The following is a 21,025-nucleotide window of genomic DNA, read 5'->3' on the forward strand; positions in this document are numbered from 1 at the left end:
AGCACAAGTTAATAACCCGGCCGGAGAATTAGGAGAGACCATGAATGCATTATCGACTGCGATAGTGCCATTTATGGTCTTATTTTCTTTTGGCAGGAAGATGCTTTAGTGCTTTAGCAGTTCATGTTGAACACGGATAACGATTAGGAGGAGACCAGCGTGAGATTTTCAAATAAAAATCGTAGCGAAAGTATAAATCGCATGAAACAAGATACATTTGATGTGATTGTTATTGGTGGAGGAATCACGGGAGCAGGAATTGCTCTGGATGCAACAGTGCGGGGACTGAAAGTAGCTTTGATCGAAATGCAGGACTTTGCAGCTGGAACATCCAGCCGATCTACTAAGCTTGTTCACGGCGGCCTCCGTTATCTAAAGCAGTTCGAGTTCAAAATGGTTGCAGAAGTGGGAAAGGAACGGGCTATTGTTTACGAAAATGGGCCTCACGTGACCGCTCCTGAGTGGATGCTGCTGCCCATTCACAAAGACGGCACATTCGGAAAGTTCAGTACAGGGATTGGCCTCCGTATCTACGATTTCCTTGCAGGGGTTAAAAGGGGCGAGCGAAGGAAAATGCTAAGCACTCAAGAAACACTGAAAAAGGAACCGCTAGTTAAAAAAGCGGGATTGAAGGGCGGAGGATATTATGTTGAATACCGTACAGATGATGCACGTTTGACCATCGAAGTGATAAAATCCGCAGTGGAAAAAGGCGCACTTCCAATGAATTATACAAAGTGTGAAAAGCTTATATACCGGAATGGCCAAGTCAGAGGGGTGGGAGTGACCGATCAATTGTCAGGAGAATCGTATGAAGTCTTCGGCGAAAAAATCATCAACGCTGCCGGGCCATGGGTTGATTCCATCCGTGAGAAGGATCAATCTAAAGTTGGGAAAACATTGAAGCTTTCCAAAGGTGTACACATAGTAATTGACCAATCCCGTTTTCCGCTGAAGCAATCGGTTTATTTTGACTCTCCAGACAAAAGAATGATTTTCGCAATTCCTCGAGATGGAAAAACGTACGTCGGGACGACAGACACTTTTTATAATGAAGATCTTACAGTACCCGCGATGACAAAAGAAGATCGCGATTATTTATTGAAATCCATTGCCTATATGTTCCCGAATGTGAAGATTACCGAAAAAGATATAGAATCCAGTTGGGCTGGCGTAAGGCCTTTAATCCATGAAGAGGGTAAAGATCCTTCGGAAATTTCCCGGAAAGATGAAATCTGGGAATCACAATCAGGACTTATTACCATTGCAGGCGGTAAATTAACCGGCTATCGGAAAATGGCAGAAACCGTTGTCAATTTAGTTACTGAAAAGCTGGCCAAGGAAAATGGCAAGGCCTATCCACGCTGCTCGACAAAACAGATACCGATTTCAGGGGGGAATGTAGGAGGATCAGCTAACTTTACAGAGTTCACAAATAATCTTATCCAAATGGGTGTTGATTCCGGTCTAAACCCAGATGAGGCCAGGCAGTTGCTTTCGATTTACGGCTCCAATGCACCAGCTTTGTTTGCCATTGCTAATAACAGCAGAGGCCGCGCTGCATCCTCGTCACTGCCATTGGGACTATTTTCTAAACTTCAATATGCACTTGATTATGAAATGGCAGCCACTCCAGTTGATTTCTTTTTCCGCAGAACCGGCGCACTATTATTTAATATACATTTAGTGCAAAAGCATAAGCAAAGTGTAATAGAATATATGGCTGATTATTTTACATGGAACAAGGACACAAAATTACAAAGAACGGAACAACTTGAACGGGAAATCAGAAGAAGCACCTCTGTTTAAAATTCATATAAGAAGGCGGAAATGCTTACTCCTCAAGCATGTTGAAGATGTGATAGCACCAATAATAGGAAGTCATTCACTAGATTAACAACTATTACAAACCCTTTACGATTCTTTAGCTTCGCTTAGCAAGAGCTTAACAATCATCTATTAATATTTTAATAGAGAACAAATGACTAGGCTTTTTTATAAAATGGAGTGGGGTGTAAGAAATGAGTGAATTGGACCGCAGAAAATTTTTAACGTATGTTGGAACAGGGGTAACTGCCTTGACTGTGGCTTCAAGCGGGTTAGGGGTTCTTGTCCCGGAAGCGGAAGCGAGAGGAAAAAAGGCAGCGGATCATTTATTTGGATTCAAAAAGAAAGTGTCAGGATTGAATTTTACCCCAATAAATCCATCAGACAGGGATGAACTGCTTCTTCCCAGGGGTTATAAATATAACGTAGTAGCGGCCTATGGGGATGTCATCAACAAAAAGGGCGAAACATTTGGCTTCAATAATGACTTCACGCTCTATTTTCCAATTAATAAATCAAGCAGCCACGGGTTATTATGGGTGAACCATGAATATTCGAGTGAGTTGTTTGTACATGGCAAAAAGCAAAATAATACATACACAAATGACCAGATTCAAAAAAGTCTCTATAACCAGGGTGGATCGATTATTGAAATACATCGTGATAAAAGTGGTATCTGGAAAATGGACCTGGAATCTAAATATGCACGCCGGATTACAGGCTTGACTCCATTTAAGCTAACTGGACCTGCCGTTGGATCGGCAGCAGTCGGCCAGGCTACAAATGTCCAGGGTACTTTCGCAAACTGCTCAGGCGGGAAAACATTGTGGAATACCGTGTTATCCGCAGAAGAAAATTTTGAAACCACTGCAGCGGATGCAAAACTTAACGAAACACATTACGGTTGGATTGTCGAGATTGATCCGTTCAATCCTTCTTTTAAAGCAAGAAAACATACATCATTAGGGAGATTTAACCATGAAAACTCCTCTATGGGTATTTCCGCAGATGGACGCGTGGTCGTATATATGGGGGATGACAAGCAGGATGCCTGTGTTTATAAATTTATCAGCAAAAATAAATTCATCGCTTCGCGTGGCATAGCAAACTCCGATCTTCTTGAAGAGGGAACTTTATATGTGGCTAATATGAGCAAAGGGCAATGGGCAGCTTTAACGATCGATGCGGTCCAGAAAGCAGCCAATGGTGACAAGGATTTGTTAGCAAAGTTTAAAACCCAGGCAGATGTTGTCGTGAACGCCCACGAAGCAGCGCTGTTGGTGGGAGGGACGCCGACTGACCGTCCTGAAGATGTCGAAATCAGCCCGTTTGACAATACAGTATTCATTGCCCATACGAATAATAGTATGCATGGAAACTTTCATGGACACATTACCCGATTTATTGAAGAAAGGGATGACCTTGGTTCGCTGACATTTGATTACGAAATTTTTGCAGCAGGCGGAAAACAGAGCGGTTTCAGCGCACCTGACAACCTGACATTTGACAGCCAGGCTAACCTTTGGACGGTTACGGACATTTCATCAAGCAAACTGAATTCAGGCATTTATAAGCATTTTGCTAACAATGGGATGTTTGTAATTCCTACATCAGGGAAGAATGAAGGTGAAGCCTTTCAATTTGCTTCCGCTCCGAAAGAGGCGGAAATGACCGGTCCTTGCTTTACTCCTGATGAGACTACCCTGTTTTTATCCATTCAACATCCAGGGGAAGAAACGACTGATCTAAAACAACCGACCAGTACGTGGCCTCACCGCCGGGGCGACACAATGCCGCGGCCAGGTGTTGTAGCAATTACCGGATTTAAATACTAGGAGGTTGTCATGCTATCTAACATTGGAATACCCGGATTGATTCTAGTACTGGTGCTCGCACTTATTATCTTTGGACCAAAAAAACTTCCGGAAATCGGACGGGCTTTTGGCTCTACATTAAAAGAATTCAAGAAATCGACACGTGAACTTGTATCTGACGACGACGATGAAGACAAGAAAAAATTGAAATCATAATTCTGGAGGAGGAGCGGCTTATGCAGCTCCTCCTTCTGGTTTTTCTTTGAGGACAAAATTTAAAAGTTAACTATACAGAAAAACAGATGACAAAAATTAATCGAAATTTAAATGGCGCATGAATTAATTCATGCGCCTACTCTATTAATAAACTAGAGATCATTAAAGCCATTTTCACGCTGCTATCTGTTTCCAACAGCAGCTGCATCATCCACACTTGTATCGGCAGCCGCTCTTTCATCAAATTCGCCTTCTGTTTTCGAAATGACCACTGTTGCCACACCATTACCGATTAAATTCGTGATGGCACGCGCTTCTGACATGAAGCGATCGACTCCGAGCAGGAGGGCAATGCCTTCAACAGGAATCATCGGGAACGCCGCGAGCGTCGCCGCCAGTGTGATGAACCCTGAGCCTGTAACACCTGCAGCCCCTTTAGATGTTAGCATTAAAACCCCCATCAGTGTAATTTCCTGCCAGATCGTTAAATCGATGCCATATGCCTGGGCAATAAACATGGCAGCCATCGACAGGTAAATCGCGGTTCCATCAAGGTTAAAGGAATATCCGGTTGGTACGACCAGCCCGACAACAGGCTTAGAGCAGCCGTATTTTTCCAGCTTGTTCATCATGCCTGGAAGTGCGGATTCGGAAGAGGAAGTCCCGAGTACCAGGAGAATTTCCTCTTTGATGTAAGCGATAAATTTAAAGATATTAAACTTATAAAATTTCGCAATTCCACCAAGGATGAGGATGATGAAAAAGAACATCGTAATGTAAACAGAACCCATTAATTTTCCGAGGTTAATAAGTGAATCAAGTCCAAATTTACCGATCGTGTATGACATCGCCCCAAAAGCCGCAATTGGCGAAAACTTCATGACCATATTAACAATTCCAAAGAATATATCTGTGAATTTTTCAAATAATGAAACGACTGGTTTCGCCTTTTCACCCATTGCGGCCATCGATAGGCCGAATAAAACAGCAAAAAACAGGATTGGCAACAAATCTCCGCCTGCAAAAGCAGCGACGACGTTATCAGGGATGATGTTTACAATGAAGTCAATCGCCCCGTGGCTTGTTTCTTTTGCAGCGGTGGTATATTGAGAAACGTCGCCGCCTTCCACAGAGCCTATGTTGAAGCCTTCACCCGGCTTAATGATATTGACAACAAGAATTCCGATTGCAAGGGCAAAGGTGGTAACGATCTCAAAGTAAAGTAAAGCCTTGCCGCCAATACGGCCGACTTTTTTCATATCACCCATGCTTCCGATTCCGATAACGACCGTAAAGAAAACAATCGGTGCAATTACCATCTTAATCAATTTAATGAAAACATCAGCGAGTACTTTAAGCTGTTCACCGAAGGCCGGGAATAGGAAACCGACCGTAATACCTAAAATAATCCCGATTATCACTTGAACAGTTAAGTTTTTTAAAATTTTCAAGGGGTCACTCTCCTTTGTTAATCCTTTGATAGCGCTTTCTTAATATCTCTATAATAGCAGAAGGTTTAGAAAATAAGAGTTTATGGTGATATTGTTCTTATTGGTCTTTTTGGTCTTTAGTTTTGGAGGATAAACGAAAAAAGTATCGAGCCAAGAAGGGCTACGATACTTTCTTTAAAATCATTTTGTTTTAATCACTAGAATATTCATTCAGTATATTATGGAAGAAGCCTGGCCAATTTTCTAACAGGAAAAAAACAGCCGGCATTATGCCGGCTGTTTTAATTATTTATATACTTTTACTTTTACTGTTTTGACGCCCCATTTAATTGCTTTTGATTTTGAAGGAACGAAAACGTCAATTTTATTGCCCTTGATTGCGCCGCCTGTATCAGAAGCAACCGCTTGGCCGTAACCTTCTACATAAACCTTTGAACCTAACGGGATAACTTTTGGATCAACAGAAATGGCTTTTGCTGAAGGGTTCTTCTTTAAATTTAAACCTGTTGCAGTAATTCCGCTGCAGCCTTTACAGCTTGCTGTGTAAGCAGTCGCTTTAACTGTAATTGTTTTATATGCCGTTTTGCTGGAGGATGCTGCTTTTACAGCAGGTTTCTTGGCTGCTGTCTTCGTTGCAGTTCCTGATAGTTTTAATACCTGCTTTGGCATGATTAGATCGCTTTTAAGTTTATTCCAGCTCTTAATCTGGCTAACTGCTACTTTATTCTTTTTTGCTATGCCCCAGAGAGTGTCTCCGCTTTTTACCTGATATGTACCAGCTGCCGATGCTGCACCTGAAAATCCGAATACGAGAAAAATTGCTGAAGTAATATATAGTAGGATTTTTTTCAAAATATTAATTCTCCTTTGCTATTTCGTAAAGATAGAATAACAATTAAATATAACAGGGATGTTTCAATGGCTTAGTAATTATGTTACAAAACAAAGACGGTGAGTTAGCAATTGTAATATTTGAGTATAAAAACTGAATATTTTGATATAGAAAAAGGCCCTCTGTCCTAGTGACAGGGGGCCTTTTTGGTAGAGAAACGAAGGAACTCTTTCAGATAAGAAATTGTTTTTAGAAAAAAAGAAAGTAGGACTTTTTCAAGGCTTGCGCTTTTCTACCTAATAGAATTAGTCTTTACAAATTCATGGGCAAAATCGATTAGCATGTTTTGATAGACTGAGACCGACTCGAGCACGACATACTCACGATCACCGTGCCAGTTTTCACCGCTAGGTCCGAATTCAATTGCCGGTATATCTAAGGCGGCATAGTACACTGTGTCGGCAGAGCCATGCTGCCCGAAAATGACAGCATCCTGGTTCGTATGTTTCTCGATGACCGGACGAAGCAAGGTAATATAAGGATCCTTCAGCTTTGTCTTTACCGGAAGACTGAACCTTTTTGCAATCAATTTGCCATTGGTAACATTTTCAATCTGCTGGATGATCTCATCCTTATCCTGGGTGGGCAGGTAACGGATATCAAAGCTTAACAGACATTTATCAGGCACTTTATTGTACACCTCACCTGCCCTTATCTTTGCCAGGTTAAGAGAAGGGGAAGCATAAAATTCTGATTTTTCATGAGTGAAGGGCAGATTGCGGACTTTTTGAAAGACGTCATAGGCTTTTTCGATTGCATTGATTCCTTCCCAGGGGCGGCTGCCGTGGGCAGGAATTCCGCTTATTTCGATATCTGCCTGCAATATCCCTTTTGCCTGAAGGCCGATCCCTAGCTGTGTTGGCTCTGCACAAATGACAAAGTCCCCGAGATAACCCTGTTTCACAAGGTACCCAGAACAGTTGAATCCGCCGGTTTCCTCGTCAGAGACAATCTGTAGTTGAATTTTCAAACCCAGTTCCTGGCCTTGCAGTTCTGTCATCGCACACATCATAGCGGCAACACCGGCTTTCATATCAGCGGCACCCCTGCCGTATAATTTACCTTCCTCAATGACAGGGATGAATTGATCTGGCTTTCCACTGACAATATCGACATGTCCATTGAAAATTAATGTTTTATCCCCTTTGCCAATTTCACAAACGAGCATTTTATAACCGTTATTTTTGATAAGGTTTACAGTCAATCCATGATCTGTAAGCCACCCGGAGCAATATTCAACTGCTTTATTTGCTCCGTCTTTTGTAGAGCTATCAATCGACACTAAATCCTTCAATAAATCAACAAGCATACGAAAAAAGAACCTCCTTTTTAGTGATCCTATAACTCTTATACCCTTATTTATTCAAAATATCAGCTTAATTCAGCGATTCATTTATCCATTCATAGATCTTTGTGGAAATGGGAAAAAAAGAAAGAGAGTGTGAATGCGATTTCGCTTGACTAATATGTATATACAAGTTAAAGTAATAGTACATCATGTATATACAAGTTAAGGGATGCAGGATGCGAAAGCAGTAAAAGAGTATGGACTTTTTCAATATGAACGGGTGTCTAGCTCCAACGCCTAGCCCCTCGAGGTCATAAGCCAATCATCTGATGGGGAGAAAGTCGCTCCCCATACAGATGCTCGTCTTATGCTTGTCGGACTTGCGCAGGATGCGCTGACGTCGGCGTTCGCCACAGGACGTGGCGGATCTTAGTCGACGTTCCTTTTTACAAGGCGCTTCCGCTTTTCTTTATAGATAAAATGAAAACGTTCACAAGGGGAGGATTTACAATGGCGAAAGAATATCATCATGACGTTGAAAAAATCGTCGATGCCATTGGCGGAAAGGAAAATATCGCTTCTGCCACACACTGTGTTACGCGTCTTCGCTTTGCTCTGAAGGATGACGGCAAAGTGGACAAGAAAGCGTTAGAAAATATTGATATTGTAAAAGGTTCTTTCTCCGCAAACGGTCAATACCAGGTTGTCATCGGACAAGGAACAGTCGATAAAGTATATCAGGAAATGGTTGAACAAACGGGAATTTGTACAGCTTCCAAAGAAGAAACAAAAGCGGCTGCCGAGAAAAACCTTAACCCGCTTCAGCGTGCTATAAAAGCACTTGCTGACATCTTTATTCCAATTCTGCCAGCAATCGTCACTGCAGGCCTCTTGTTGGGAATCAATAATATTCTTACAGGACCAGGGATTTTCTTTGATAATAAATCAGTCGTTGACGTATATGCCCAATGGAAGGATTTTGCCGGAATCATTAACTTGATTGCAAATACAGCTTTTACGTTCTTGCCGGCTCTGATTGGCTGGTCCGCTGTTAGGCAATTTGGCGGAAACCCGCTTCTTGGGATTGTTTTAGGTTTAGTGCTTGTGCATCCTGAATTGTTGAATGCATGGGGATACGCTGACGCAAAGGCAAAAGGCGAAATTCCTTACTGGAACCTATTTGGATTTCATGTTGATAAAATTGGCTATCAGGGCCAGGTCCTTCCGATTCTCTTTGCTTCCTACGTACTTGCCAAGCTTGAAATATTCTTAAATAAGCGAGTTGCAGATTCGATTAAACTATTGGTTGTTGCGCCAATTGCTCTTTTAGTAACAGGATTCCTGGCGTTTATTGTCATTGGGCCAGTGACGTTTGCAATCGGTAATGGGGTTACTTCTTTATTCACAGGTCTTTTTGATACGGTACCTGTAATTGGCGGATTGATCTATGGTGCATTATATGCTCCGCTTGTTATCACCGGGATGCACCATACGTTCCTGGCGGTGGACTTCCAGTTAATCGGCAGCATCGGCGGAACCTTCCTGTGGCCGATCGTGGCGCTTTCTAATATTGCCCAGGGTTCATCTACGCTGGCGATGCTGTTTGCATCAAGAGATGAGAAGGTAAAAGGCTTGTCTTTATCTTCCGCGGTTTCCGCCTATCTTGGAATTACAGAACCGGCCATGTTTGGTGTAAATATCCCGCATCGCTTCCCATTCTTTTCGGCGATGATCGGTTCTGCGATTGCGGCCATTTTCATCACGCTTAATAAAGTAATGGCTCCTTCGATCGGGGTTGGCGGCCTGCCCGCTATCTTCTCGATCGTTCCGGAAAAATGGGCACCGTTCGCTATCGGAATGGTGATTGCGATTGTGGTACCGTTTGCCCTAACATTCTTTATGGCTAAATTCAGGAAAAATAAAACAAGCTAATTATTAAAATTTGTGCCATTGGCAAAAAGGATCTGTTCACACAGACTTTATGCCAGTGGTTTCGTTTTTTACTTGCTTACTATTTAAGAATTGAAATGGCGGTGGTTACTATGAAAGAATGGTGGAGAAAATCTACAGTCTATCAAATTTATCCCAAAAGCTTTAATGATACTACCGGGAATGGAACCGGCGATATCAATGGAATCATTGAGAAGCTCGATTACTTAAAGGAACTCGGGATTGATGTCATCTGGCTTACGCCAATTTATAAGTCTCCTCAGCGTGATAATGGCTATGACATCAGCGATTATTACGCGATACAGGAAGAATACGGATCCATGGAAGACTTCAACCGTTTGCTTACCGAAGCGCACGAGAGAGGGTTAAAAATCATTATGGATCTAGTGGTGAACCATACATCGACTGAACATCAGTGGTTTAAGGAAGCAAATGAATCCAAAGAAAGCCCATACCGGGATTATTACATTTGGAAAGACCCTGTGGACGGTAAAGAACCAAACAACTGGGTTTCTAAATTCGGCGGATCTGCCTGGAAGCTTAATGAAAAAACGGGACAATACTATTTACATCTGTTTGATGTGACACAAGGGGACCTGAACTGGGAAAATGAGGCGGTCAGAAAAGAAGTGTATGACATGATGCACTTCTGGTTTAATAAGGGAATCGACGGCTTCCGGCTTGATGTGATCAATTTAATCTCCAAGGACCAGAAGTTCCCGAATGATGACGGCGCCACACCTCCCGGAGATGGCCGGAAGTTTTATACAGACGGTCCGCGTGTCCATGAATTCCTTCATGAAATGAATGAAAAAGTACTTTCTAAATACGAAAGTATCACTGTCGGAGAAATGTCTTCAACGACAATTGAAGACTGCGTTCAATATTCGAATCCGGAAAGCAAAGAGCTGAGCATGACCTTCAACTTCCATCATTTAAAGGTCGATTACCCAAATGGGGAAAAATGGGCGATCGGTGATGTTGACTTTTCCGCACTTAAAACCATCTTGTCAAAATGGCAGATGGAGATGAATCGAGGCGGGGGCTGGAATGCCTTATTCTGGTGCAATCACGACCAGCCGCGAATTGTTACCCGCTATGGAAATGATGGTAGATTCCATAAACAATCAGCGAAAATGCTGGCAACTATAATCCATATGATGCAGGGTACACCTTATATCTTCCAGGGTGAAGAGTTCGGGATGACTAATCCAAAGTTTGAAACGATTGACCAATACCGTGACGTCGAAACATTGAACTACTATGAAATAATGAAAGGACAGGGAAAACCAGAGAGTGAAATCATCGAAATCATTAAACAAAAGTCACGTGATAATTCCCGGACGCCGGTCCAATGGAATGAGTCTGCAAATGCCGGCTTCACGATAGGTACTCCATGGATCGATGTAGCTGTCAATTACCCTGTCATCAATGCGGAAAAAGCGTTGGCCGAAGAGGACTCGATCTTCTACCATTACCAAAAATTGATCGCACTTCGTAAGGAATACGATATTATTACCTATGGGGATTATCAACTTCTCTTCCCGGAACACGAGGAATTGTTTGTCTATAAACGGGAACAAGAAGAGGACATTCTATTATCTATCAACAATTTCTATGAAAAAGAAGTCCTGCTCGATCTTTCTGAAAGCCTCAATAAGAGAGGTTTCGATGTCAGCGTGTTGATTTCTAATTACCCAGATTCCCCTGAACTTGAAAGCCAAATGAGATTCCGTCCATATGAGTCAGTCGTTTATCATCTAAAAAAGAAATGATAAAATGATGTTGGTGATGATTAATGAAAAATAAATTCATGAAAGTATATGAAGAAATTGCAGCCCAAATCCAGCAGGGAATTCTTATGGCCGGTTCCCTGCTGCCATCAGAGAATGAATTAACGGCCCATTACAAAACGTCCAGAGAGACTATCAGGAAGGCATTGAATCTGCTTTCGGAAGAAGGGTATATCCACAAGGTGCAAGGCAAGGGATCGATCGTGCTGGATGTGAAAAGGTTTGACTTCCCGATTTCCGGACTTACCAGCTTTAAAGAAGTGACCCAAAAAATGGGACAGCGTGCGAAAACGCATGTTGTCCTTCTGGAAAGGAAAATTCCTGAGTCTTATATCAAGGAACAATTGAAGCTCGATGAAACCGAACTGGTTTGGGACTTAACCCGAGTCCGGGAAATAGATGGCGAAAGAATCATTCTTGATAAGGACTATCTCACAGAGAAAGTCGTTCCGTTTATCACAGAAGAAATTTGCCGGCATTCAATCTATGAATATTTGGAAGGCGAACTTGGGTTGTCCATCTCTTTTGCAAAAAAGGTAATAACCGTCGAAGAGCCAACAGAGGAAGACAAGAGACATTTGGATTTAACAGGCTTTCAAAACATGGTTGTTGTAAAAAACTATGTGTATCTTGATGATGCGAGCTTATTTCAATATACGGAATCACGCCACCGTCCGGATAAATTCCGTTTTGTCGACTTTGCAAGAAGGAAATAGGCTAAACTTGCCCATGACTGGCCCAGTTTAACCACCTTTTCTGATAACAAGGGCATTACTTTTATTGCAAATAGATTAAAAATAAAGATTCTAGTTAGATCCATGTTAGGAGCTCTCTCTATCGGGTATCTATGGAGTAGATGCAAATTATTCGATAGGAGGATGATTTAAGATGGATAAACGAGTAATTGGAGTTTATGAGAATGGTGACGATGCAGTCCGTGCTGTTGAGGAATTAAAGGCTCAAGGCTATGACCAAGATGATATATCTGTAGTTGCAAAAGATCGCGATGAAGTTGATGCTGTAAATGAAGAAACAGGGACGAAAACAGAGGAAGGCCTCGCAGCTGGGGCAGCTACAGGCGGGTTGTTCGGAGGAGCTGCAGGCCTGTTGGCAGGTGTAGGAGCGCTGGCAATTCCGGGAATCGGCCCGATATTGGCTGCAGGCCCGATAGCGGCTACATTAACAGGTGCGGCTGTCGGCGCGGGAACAGGCGGACTTGCCGGTGCATTGATAGGTATGGGTATTCCCGATGACGAAGCCGACCGATATGAGCGCGATGTGAAAGAAGGGAAGCTGCTCGTATTATTAGATCCGGATGCCAGAAAAACGGACAGAGGTCTAAATGACTTGAACAGAACCGACGATACGTATACAACCGGTACGAGGGAACAGCGGGATGGAAGTATTAATCCGAATAGGAATTTCAGATCTGACACAAACAATGCCAATGATTCTTTGCGTAAATATTAAGTAAAAGTAAGAATTAACGGCTGCATCTTTATTTGGCTAAAGCTGACAAAGTGTACGTAAAACAAAGAGGCTGTCTTTAGAAGGTCGTTGAATAACGACTTTTCTATGAGTAGCCTCTTTTTTTAGGCCTATTAATATTGACTGAGATTAAACATGAAAGAAAAAGGGTATTATATAAAAATAAGAAATAACTCAATATAAATAACAACCACACGATCGTAGCTGGAAATGAAAAACATTTTCAGAGACTGTCCCAAAAGTATTTTTTTGGAACGGTCTCTTTATTTTTAGAAATTAAGCTTTACCAGCATGTACCCGCCCGGAAAAAAAGGTGGCTCCGCCGCCCATATCGGCGATGCGGTCGGGTGTGAGGGCATTTACGAGTTGTTTCGCTCCCGGCCTATCCGCCCAGAGTCCCTGGCTCACCAAAACTCCTGGTAGTACGTTCTCGCCAACCGCTGTTTTCAATTCGCATTCTCCACGATGATTATGGATCCGTACGATATCGCCATCTCCAATGCCTAACCGGCGGGCATCCTTAACATTCATGTGCAATCTAGGTTCCTTTTCAAGGGCAACATGCCTTGTGTTATTAGAGAACGTAGAGTTTAGGAAATGGTGATTTGGCGCAGGGATAAAAAGGAACGGCAGATCGCCGTCATCAGCGATAGGGTTGTAGACTGGCAATGGGTCATATCCATCCTTAAGCATTTGTTTAGAGTACAGCTCTATTTTTCCGCTTGGCGTCGAAAGCTTGCCGGGAAAAAGCGGAGTGATCTTTGCTTTCACAAACTGGTTCTCCAAAAGGTTTTGTAAGGAGATACCTTCTAAATAAGGATTATATGGATTATCCAATGCTTGCTCAATCATATCCTCTTCGGAATCTTTAAAAGCCTGCTCATCGAATCCCATGCCGTCTGCCAGCAGTTTGAAAACGTCTGTATTAGATTTTGATTCCCCGTAGACTTCCGTAACCGGCTGTTGAATCTGCATATAATTATGCCAATAAGAGGCATAAAAATCCATCGTTTCAAAAGAAGCTGCTGCCGGGAGAACAATATCCGCGAAAGCTGCCGTCTCGGTTAAAAATAAGTCATGGACGACGGTGAATAAATCTTCACGCATTAACCCTTCGCGTACTTTGTTAGCATCCGGGGCAACCACAGCCGGGTTGGAATTATAGACAAATAAGGAACGAATCGGATCCTCTGTTTCGAGCAGCGCTTTCCCGATAGCGTTCATGTTAATGCTGCGGGTCGCTTTATTTTTCAGTAAATCCGGACGTTGAAGAGCCCTGGCATTGTGAGACAGGTAAACCGAATTCCCTTTAATTGCTCCACCGCCTTTCACCCGCCATTGTCCGGTTATGCCTGGCAAGCACGATATAGTCCGCACACACATCCCTCCATTATCATGGTGCTGGATCCCGTTTCCGATCCGGATAAAAGCAGGAGATATTTGCCCATACATCCTTGCCAATCTATAAATGTCCTCAACCGGAACACCCGTAATCGCCGATACAGTCTGAGGATCATATTGAAGGACATGCTGCCGCAGTTCCTCGGCACCCACCGTATATTTCTCCAGGAAATCCGCATCTTCCATCTTTTCTGCGAATAAAACATGCATGATCCCGAGGGCAAGCGCACTGTCTGTTCCCGGCAGAATTGGAATGAACCAGTCCGCCCAGCGCCCCGTCTGGTTTTTATGAACATCAATCACAACGATTTTGGCGCCGTTTTTCCGTGCCTGCTGTGCAATCGTAACCTGATGCATATTCGTGCTTACGGCATTGACTCCCCAAAAAATGAAAAGCTTCGAATGAATCGTATCCTCAGGATCAACCCCGATGGAGCCACCCATCGTATATCGATAGCCGCTGCTGCCCGCAGAATTACAAATCGAGCGCTCCAGCCGGCTTGCTCCAAGGCGGTTGAAAAAGCGCCGGTCCATGCCTTCCGCGCTAAGATTCCCCATATTCCCATAAAAACTGTAAGGAAGAATGCTCTCAGGTCCATTTTGATTGATAAGATCCTTCCATTTAGAGGTTATCGTATCAATTGCCTCTTCCCAGCTGATCCGTTCAAATTTACCATCACCTTTGTTTCCGATTCTTTTCAATGGGTATTGCATGCGTTTCGGATCGTATAGCCGGGCGGTCATATTCCGGACTTTATTGCAGATATTCCCCTTCGTTACAGGATGGTCCGGATCTCCTTCCACTTTGATGATTTTCCCATTCTTTTTATGAAGCAGCAGCCCGCATTGATCGGGGCAATCGAGCGAACAAACCGATGGAAATACGCCATCAAGTTGATTGATATATGAATTCATTTTAGATACTCCTAATCATCAAGAATAGTAGTCAGCAGTCTGGATATCTGAAACTCAAGTTAGACTGGCAGTTTATTCTCTATAATAAGATAACTCTCATTTTCTATCAATAGAACTGTTTGTAAACGCGTTTCAATAATCCGAAAATTATTAACAATTGTTCCACTTTCTGCTAATCTCTAATTGGGGACTCATTTTTTAACATCTGCGAATAAAGGGGGATTTTTATGGAATATGGGGTCATTATTTCGATTGCCATCTATATGATTGGAATGCTTTTGATTGGCTATGTCGCCTACAGGCGCACTGCCAACCTGACCGATTACATGCTTGGGGGGCGTAATCTCGGGCCTGCTGTAACGGCCTTGAGTGCAGGGGCATCCGATATGAGCGGTTGGCTGCTAATGGGCCTTCCGGGTGCGATGTATGTAAGTGGATTGAGCAGCGGCTGGATTGTGGTGGGTCTATGTGCAGGTGCCTATCTAAACTGGCTTTATGTTGCACCACGTTTACGAACATATACAGAGGTTGCTAATAATTCGATTACCATTCCAGACTTTTTTGAAAACCGTTTCAAAGATAACTCAAGGATATTGCGAATCACTTCAGCGTTAGTCATCTTAATATTTTTTACATTTTATACATCTTCTGGGATGGTTTCCGGCGGGCAGCTATTCGAAAGTGCCTTCAACATGAATTATACGACTGGCATTTGGCTTACTGCGAGTGTGGTCATCCTTTATACTTTATTTGGCGGTTTCCTCGCGGTCAGCTGGACGGACTTCGTACAGGGTACAATCATGTTTATTGCCTTGATTCTTGTACCTATTGTCACTGTTGCAAATATCGGCTGGCACAGGAATTATTCCCTTCACTTATCACAGGGTTCTTGCTGGCGGCTATTCTCGCAGCAATCATGAGTACGGTTGCCTCCCAACTATTAGTTACGTCAAGTGCTCTGACAGAGGACTTTTACAAAGCATTTATCAGACGTGACGCTTCCGATAAGGAATTGGTGCTTGTAGGGCGGCTTGCTGTATTGGCAGTCTCTCTGATAGCCCTGGTTCTCGCCTTGAATCCGAATGAGACAATCCTGAATCTCGTCGGATATGCCTGGGCAGGATTTGGCGCTGCATTTGGTCCAGTTGTGCTACTGAGCCTTTATTGGAAGCGGATGACCAAAATGGGGGCATTGGTCGGAATGATTGTCGGCGCTGTCACAGTTATTGTCTGGGAACAAATAGATACATTTAAAGATGTATATGAAATCATACCTGGCTTTATTGCCGGTACGATCAGTTTTCAATATATTCCCTCCTGATTTATTAATGTGATACAGTTATTGTAAAAGGTAACGTAACGTTACCTTCAATACTTATTTTAGGAGATTGTATAATGAGTTTTTTTCAACAGGTGAGGTATCGTTAAAGCATACAAACACGATATTAAACAGTATAGAAATTGAAGGAGAACTGAATTGGGAGCATTTGTTTCCAATTATAAAAAGCCATGAAAACACTGATACACAGGAAACCAGAGAGAAGGTTTGGAAACAGTTATTTAATTCTTTAGGGTTATATCCAGTTAGTAACGAAGTAATTCATTTTATCGAAGAGTCTGTAAACCTTTATGAAAAGATCCACGTGCCAAACTAAATCTATAAGATAATTCAACTGTCGCATATTTACAGTCAGTAAAAAACATGTTAAATTAATGAATTGCTATTAATGCTGAAAATACAGGCTTGATATAAAATCTGGGCCTACCACTTAAAGGAGACACTTATGCCTGATACACCACAATTTATTTCAACTATGAAACCGTTTATACAAAGGTCCTGGGAAAAAGCAGGGTTTGAGCAGGGGACCCCAATACAGCTTAAAGCCATCCCGCTGATTGCAGAAGGAAAGGATCTTATTGCCGAATCACCTACCGGAACAGGGAAAACACTTGCTTATTTGCTGCCGTTGCTCGAAAAAATCGATCCCGAAAAAAAATCGATCCAGGCGGTCATCCTGGCATCATCGCGTGAATTGGTGATGCAGATTGCCGAGGAAATTAGAATTTGGTCTGAAGGAAGTGACATTAGCGGAGCAGCTTTTATCGGCGGCGCTAATGTAAAAAGACAGCTTGAGAAGCTAAAAAAACGGCCCCAAATCATTGCTGGAACTCCGGGCCGTATCTATGAATTGATTGCCCAGAAAAAAATTAAGATGCATGAAGTTAAAACGATGGTGCTTGATGAAGGCGATCAATTGCTTGTTTCTGAGCATATCGGTACCATCCACAATATAGTTAAATCAACACTAAAAGATCGGCAAGTACTGATGTTTTCCGCCACTTTGCCAGCTCACACTGAAAAGTTGGCCCAAGAATTAACAAATAAGCCGGAAACAATCAGAATCGGGAGAGATGAAAACATCCAGTCAAAGGTAGACCATATTTATTTTGTCTCTGAAAAACGCGACAAAATAAGTATTCTTGAAAAAATTGCACGCTTGAAGGATGTAAAAGGACTGGCCTTCGCAGGTGACATTGCCGAAATAACTGTAATCAGTGAAAAGTTTGTCTACAAAGGCCTTGAATTAGGGGTTCTCCATGGTGATTCCAGCAAAATGGAACGTGAGAAGTCCCTGAAAAACCTTCGTTCCGGAAAATCTACGCTGCTTCTAGCGACGGATGTGGCGGCAAGAGGCCTGGATATTAAAGGATTGACCACGGTGATCCATGTTGATCTTCCTGAAAATACAGATCAATACGTGCATCGCTCCGGTAGAACGGGGCGTGCCGGTGCAGGCGGAACGGTGATCTCCATAGTGACCGAAAGAGAAGAACGGGAACTGAAAAAAATTACCCGCGAGCTTGGAATATCCCCGAGTAAAAAGACTTTTTACCGGGGAGAAATTATCGATGCACGATAAGGAGAAGCCATTTTTTTGGCTCCTTTTGTGTCAAATCTGATACCTTCCGCAATCAATTGTTATATCTCTTTCATTTTTGCTCATAATAAAACTGAAGAATAGCCCAGTTAGTACACTCTATACTTCTTTATAACAGGATACTAAAGTTTATGGAAAGGTGGTAAAACATGCAAAAGCAATTAGGTCTTCACGAAACACTTGAATCGCATGAGATTCTGACGTTTAAAAACAATTGCGCCGTAAAGTCCTCATCCATGATGGGTCTCGCGAATGATGCTGAACTTAAAAATCTTCTCTCGCTTGATGTGCAACAATCAAAACAAGAAATTGAACAATTAGTAAAGTTCTTATCGTAGGGAGGTCATTTTTATGAATGAAGTTAACCAAAACATGACAGGCATGGGTAACATCACCGACCAGGTGATCGCAACCGACTTATTAAACAGTGCTAAATCAGGAGTCAAAATGCACTCAGTCGCGGCCACAGAAGCTGCTACCCCTGAACTGAGGGCGGTGCTGATTGAACACTTAAATAACGCGATCAACTTTCATGAACAAGTTACTAATTACATGGTTTCCAAAGGGTACTACCATCCATATAATATGAATGAACAAATTAACGTTGACATAACAAATGCACAAACAGCTTTAAACTTACCCATGCAATAATAAAAAAAAAAGGGGTGTTTTAAAAGCCCTTGAAAAAACGCACTGGGAATTTCAATTTCCTAGTGCGTTTTTTTGTGGATGATTAATGTTCTCCCTGAATTTCAGTTCTATTGAAAAGTGTTCATTAATAGACAAATTGCGTCTTTACTTGATGATTGAATAGTTTGCACTTAATAAATTATACTATATTCGTTGTAATGCAGATGGAATTTTCGGAACGCAGACACAAAATCAAGTCAGAGTATAAGTAGATCATAATCTCTATTCTGATGGTATCGTTGGCCCGAAAACATGGGCAGCAATTGATAAGAATATAGCTGAACGAAAAAGCTTTCCGTACCAGAATGCACTTCAGTCTGCCCAAAAAAGACTAGGGAAAGGCGTAGTCTTTAGTAGTAATGAAAGATTAGTAAAAGATGAAAAAGGAAACTCGTATTACAGAATACACACTAAAAATCAAAAAGGCATTGAAATTTCATGGCTTCATGTTTATAGCGACGGGCGGGTAATTGAAGAAAAAACATTGTAATCCAAAAAAGGGGCTGCCCCATAAGTCATTCATGGGACAGCCCCTTTTTTTTATGGCTTCAAGATTACCTTTATGCAATCATCGGTTTTTGTATCAAAGTACTCATAACCTTTTTCGGCTTGGTCGAGAGGGAGAACGTGTGTAACAATATCGCCTGGATCCACTTTTCCCTGAGCAATCAAATCATATATGAACGGCATGTAATGGATAACCGGTGCCTGTCCTGATCGAATATTGACGTTTCTTTGGAAGATATCGCCAAGAGGGAAAGCGTTATATCTACCGCCGTAAACACCTGTTATTTGAATGGTTCCACCTTTACGGACTGCTTGGCTGGCTATAACGAGTGCTCCGAGTGCCCCACTTTGTAGCTTTACTCCCGTTCCAAGGTATTCCATGGGGGTCATCTTTCCATCCATTCCCACTGCATCAATTACTACATCGGCTCCGCCTTTTGTAAGCTCCTTCAAATATTCGCCTGTGTTTGCATACTGTTCAAAATTAACGGTTTCAACATTATTATGTTGTTTTGCATGTTTTAAACGATAATCTATGTAATCGACTGCAATCACTCTTTTTGCCCCTTTTAACCAGGCAAACTTTTGTGCAAGCAGTCCAATCGGCCCACACCCAAGCACGATCACTGTATCGCCGTCTTTTACTCCAGCGTTATCAACAGACCAGAAAGCAGTCGAGGCTGCGTCAGCAAGCAGGACTAGACTTTCATCAGCAACTTCACTGTTTTCCGGAATTTTAAAAGGAGTGAAGTTGGCAAAAGGAACGCGTAAAAATTCAGCCTGTCCCCCTGGATATCCGCCGGTTAAATGTGAATAACCGAAAAATCCGCCCATTTCCCCATTATCATTCGAGTTATCGCATTGGCTTTCCAAGTGATTTTTACAAAAAAAGCATTCTCCGCAAGCAACATTAAATGGGATAATCACACGATCGCCTTTCTTTACTTTCGTAACATCAGAACCCGTTTCCTCGACAATGCCCATGGGTTCATGACCGATAATGTAATCTTCAGGGAAGTTGGGAATCATTCCGTGAATTAGATGCAAATCAGAGCCGCATATGGCCGAAGAAGTAATCTTAACGATGATATCATCCTTTTTTTCAATTGTAGGATCTTTAACCTCTTTAACCCTTACATCCTTTATTCCTTGAAACGTTACTGCTTTCATTATTTAGCCTCCCTCCTCTTATTCATCTGAATCAATCTGCGCCATCATGCCCATACGAGAAGTATCGCCAGGGAAAAGGTTCAAATTTCCAATCATCAGAACGGCCTCCGCAGATTTCATATCAACTTTATATTGGTCATTCACGTTGTATGGATGCATCCATTCTTTCTCCATCATGAAATTGGCGACCTCTTCGTGTAACGTCAGCCCTGCATCCATTTGCTTACGGAAAGTATTTCTAACCTCAGGTGTTCGAGCCTCCGTGATCGCATAGGCCGCATTTCTTACGCCGGTTTTGATGCTTAATAAAAATTCCAGTGCCAAAGCGGAATCAGCCATCTCAGGCATGCCCTCTGCGTTTTCCACTTCTAAGTAATCGTTAATCAATGCATGTCACCACCATTTACGGGATTTGGTATTTTATATATATCTTGAAGATCTTTTATTGCCTGGATTGACTGTTGGACATCTCTTTCCATCAGTGCTTTAAGCTCCTGATCAAATACAACTCCTGACATCAGTTTGGATTTTACTACGCATGTAGTTTTAAAATTGAGCATCTCATGTAATTCCAAAGTTTCATGATAAGCTAGGCTTTTATTTTCCATAAATTCACCTCCATGGTCCTTTAATCTAAGGTATTTTCCCTCATGGAGTGAGTAACTATACACACATGACCTTACT

General features: G+C 42.3%; 18 protein-coding genes and 1 pseudogene. 12 read left to right on the top strand and 7 right to left on the bottom strand.

Annotated features, from left to right (window positions below; translation table 11 throughout):
• Positions 1 to 159: 159 nt before the first annotated feature.
• From ELQ35_RS12155 to tatA, 3 genes are all read left to right on the top strand, one after another.
• Complete coding sequence (locus ELQ35_RS12155; RefSeq protein WP_126865083.1) at positions 160 to 1,809, top strand: glycerol-3-phosphate dehydrogenase/oxidase; 1,650 nt, start codon at positions 160 to 162, stop codon at positions 1,807 to 1,809.
• 212 nt (positions 1,810 to 2,021) lie between these two features.
• Positions 2,022 to 3,662 carry a PhoX family protein gene (locus ELQ35_RS12160; RefSeq protein ID WP_126865084.1) on the top strand — a complete coding sequence of 547 codons (1,641 nt, stop codon included), beginning with the start codon at positions 2,022 to 2,024 and terminating at the stop codon, positions 3,660 to 3,662.
• Positions 3,663 to 3,671: 9 nt separating this feature from the next.
• Positions 3,672 to 3,857, top strand: coding sequence for a twin-arginine translocase TatA/TatE family subunit (gene tatA, locus ELQ35_RS12165; protein WP_126865085.1), 186 nt, complete (start codon positions 3,672 to 3,674; stop codon positions 3,855 to 3,857).
• Positions 3,858 to 4,039: 182 nt separating this feature from the next.
• On the opposite strand, the gene ELQ35_RS12170 is transcribed toward tatA, so the two are convergent.
• From ELQ35_RS12170 to ELQ35_RS12180, 3 genes are all read right to left on the bottom strand, one after another.
• The gene (locus ELQ35_RS12170) at positions 4,040 to 5,308 is read right to left on the bottom strand and encodes a dicarboxylate/amino acid:cation symporter (RefSeq protein WP_126865086.1); all 1,269 of its coding nucleotides are present in this window, start codon (positions 5,306 to 5,308) and stop codon (positions 4,040 to 4,042) included.
• Positions 5,309 to 5,593: 285 nt separating this feature from the next.
• Positions 5,594 to 6,160, bottom strand: coding sequence for a 3D domain-containing protein (locus ELQ35_RS12175; protein WP_126865087.1), 567 nt, complete (start codon positions 6,158 to 6,160; stop codon positions 5,594 to 5,596).
• A gap of 272 nt (positions 6,161 to 6,432) precedes the next feature.
• On the bottom strand, positions 6,433 to 7,509 hold the full coding sequence (locus ELQ35_RS12180; protein ID WP_126865088.1) for a M20 family metallopeptidase: 1,077 nt from the start codon (positions 7,507 to 7,509) through the stop codon (positions 6,433 to 6,435).
• A gap of 489 nt (positions 7,510 to 7,998) precedes the next feature.
• Between ELQ35_RS12180 and treP the strand changes: the two genes are divergently transcribed.
• The 4 genes from treP to ELQ35_RS12200 all read left to right on the top strand — a co-directional run bounded on the left by treP (position 7,999) and on the right by ELQ35_RS12200 (position 12,701).
• Entirely contained in the window at positions 7,999 to 9,420 is a 1,422-nt protein-coding gene (gene treP, locus ELQ35_RS12185) for a PTS system trehalose-specific EIIBC component (protein WP_126865089.1), read from the top strand.
• A gap of 110 nt (positions 9,421 to 9,530) precedes the next feature.
• A complete protein-coding gene (gene treC / locus ELQ35_RS12190; protein WP_126865090.1) occupies positions 9,531 to 11,213 on the top strand; it encodes an alpha,alpha-phosphotrehalase in 1,683 nt (560 codons plus the stop codon).
• Positions 11,214 to 11,236: 23 nt separating this feature from the next.
• Positions 11,237 to 11,947 carry a trehalose operon repressor gene (treR, locus tag ELQ35_RS12195; RefSeq protein WP_126865091.1) on the top strand — a complete coding sequence of 237 codons (711 nt, stop codon included), beginning with the start codon at positions 11,237 to 11,239 and terminating at the stop codon, positions 11,945 to 11,947.
• A 172-nt stretch (positions 11,948 to 12,119) separates the two neighbouring features.
• Positions 12,120 to 12,701 carry a YflT domain-containing protein gene (locus tag ELQ35_RS12200; RefSeq protein ID WP_126865092.1) on the top strand — a complete coding sequence of 194 codons (582 nt, stop codon included), beginning with the start codon at positions 12,120 to 12,122 and terminating at the stop codon, positions 12,699 to 12,701.
• 294 nt (positions 12,702 to 12,995) lie between these two features.
• On the opposite strand, the gene ELQ35_RS12205 is transcribed toward ELQ35_RS12200, so the two are convergent.
• Complete coding sequence (locus ELQ35_RS12205; RefSeq protein WP_126865093.1) at positions 12,996 to 15,035, bottom strand: molybdopterin oxidoreductase family protein; 2,040 nt, start codon at positions 15,033 to 15,035, stop codon at positions 12,996 to 12,998.
• Positions 15,036 to 15,262: 227 nt separating this feature from the next.
• Here ELQ35_RS12205 and ELQ35_RS12210 point away from each other — a divergent pair.
• From ELQ35_RS12210 to ELQ35_RS12230, 5 genes and pseudogenes are all read left to right on the top strand, one after another.
• Positions 15,263 to 16,332, top strand: a pseudogene (locus tag ELQ35_RS12210) (sodium:solute symporter family transporter); the annotation flags it as partial.
• Positions 16,333 to 16,423: 91 nt separating this feature from the next.
• Positions 16,424 to 16,690, top strand: a complete 267-nt coding sequence (locus tag ELQ35_RS12215) for a hypothetical protein (RefSeq protein WP_126865094.1) — start codon at positions 16,424 to 16,426, stop codon at positions 16,688 to 16,690.
• Between the two features lie 129 nt (positions 16,691 to 16,819).
• On the top strand, positions 16,820 to 17,956 hold the full coding sequence (locus ELQ35_RS12220) for a DEAD/DEAH box helicase (protein ID WP_126865095.1): 1,137 nt from the start codon (positions 16,820 to 16,822) through the stop codon (positions 17,954 to 17,956).
• Positions 17,957 to 18,123: 167 nt separating this feature from the next.
• Positions 18,124 to 18,312 carry a hypothetical protein gene (locus tag ELQ35_RS12225; RefSeq protein WP_126865096.1) on the top strand — a complete coding sequence of 63 codons (189 nt, stop codon included), beginning with the start codon at positions 18,124 to 18,126 and terminating at the stop codon, positions 18,310 to 18,312.
• Positions 18,313 to 18,325: 13 nt separating this feature from the next.
• The gene (locus ELQ35_RS12230) at positions 18,326 to 18,625 is read left to right on the top strand and encodes a spore coat protein (protein ID WP_126865097.1); all 300 of its coding nucleotides are present in this window, start codon (positions 18,326 to 18,328) and stop codon (positions 18,623 to 18,625) included.
• Between the two features lie 579 nt (positions 18,626 to 19,204).
• Here ELQ35_RS12230 and ELQ35_RS12235 read toward each other — a convergent pair.
• The 3 genes from ELQ35_RS12235 to ELQ35_RS12245 are packed head-to-tail and all read right to left on the bottom strand — an operon-like array spanning position 19,205 to position 20,949.
• Positions 19,205 to 20,341, bottom strand: coding sequence for a zinc-dependent alcohol dehydrogenase (locus ELQ35_RS12235; protein ID WP_126865098.1), 1,137 nt, complete (start codon positions 20,339 to 20,341; stop codon positions 19,205 to 19,207).
• 18 nt (positions 20,342 to 20,359) lie between these two features.
• Complete coding sequence (locus tag ELQ35_RS12240) at positions 20,360 to 20,728, bottom strand: spore coat protein (RefSeq protein WP_126865099.1); 369 nt, start codon at positions 20,726 to 20,728, stop codon at positions 20,360 to 20,362.
• Positions 20,725 to 20,949 (bottom strand): spore coat protein, encoded by a 225-nt coding sequence (locus ELQ35_RS12245; RefSeq protein WP_126865100.1) that lies wholly within the window; start codon positions 20,947 to 20,949, stop codon positions 20,725 to 20,727. Before ELQ35_RS12245 ends, ELQ35_RS12240 begins: the two co-directional genes overlap by 4 nt.
• Between the last annotated feature and the right edge of the window lie 76 nt (positions 20,950 to 21,025).

This window comes from Peribacillus cavernae, from assembly GCF_003989135.1.
In the GTDB taxonomy this organism is placed as follows: Bacteria; Bacillota; Bacilli; order Bacillales; family DSM-1321; genus Peribacillus; species Peribacillus cavernae.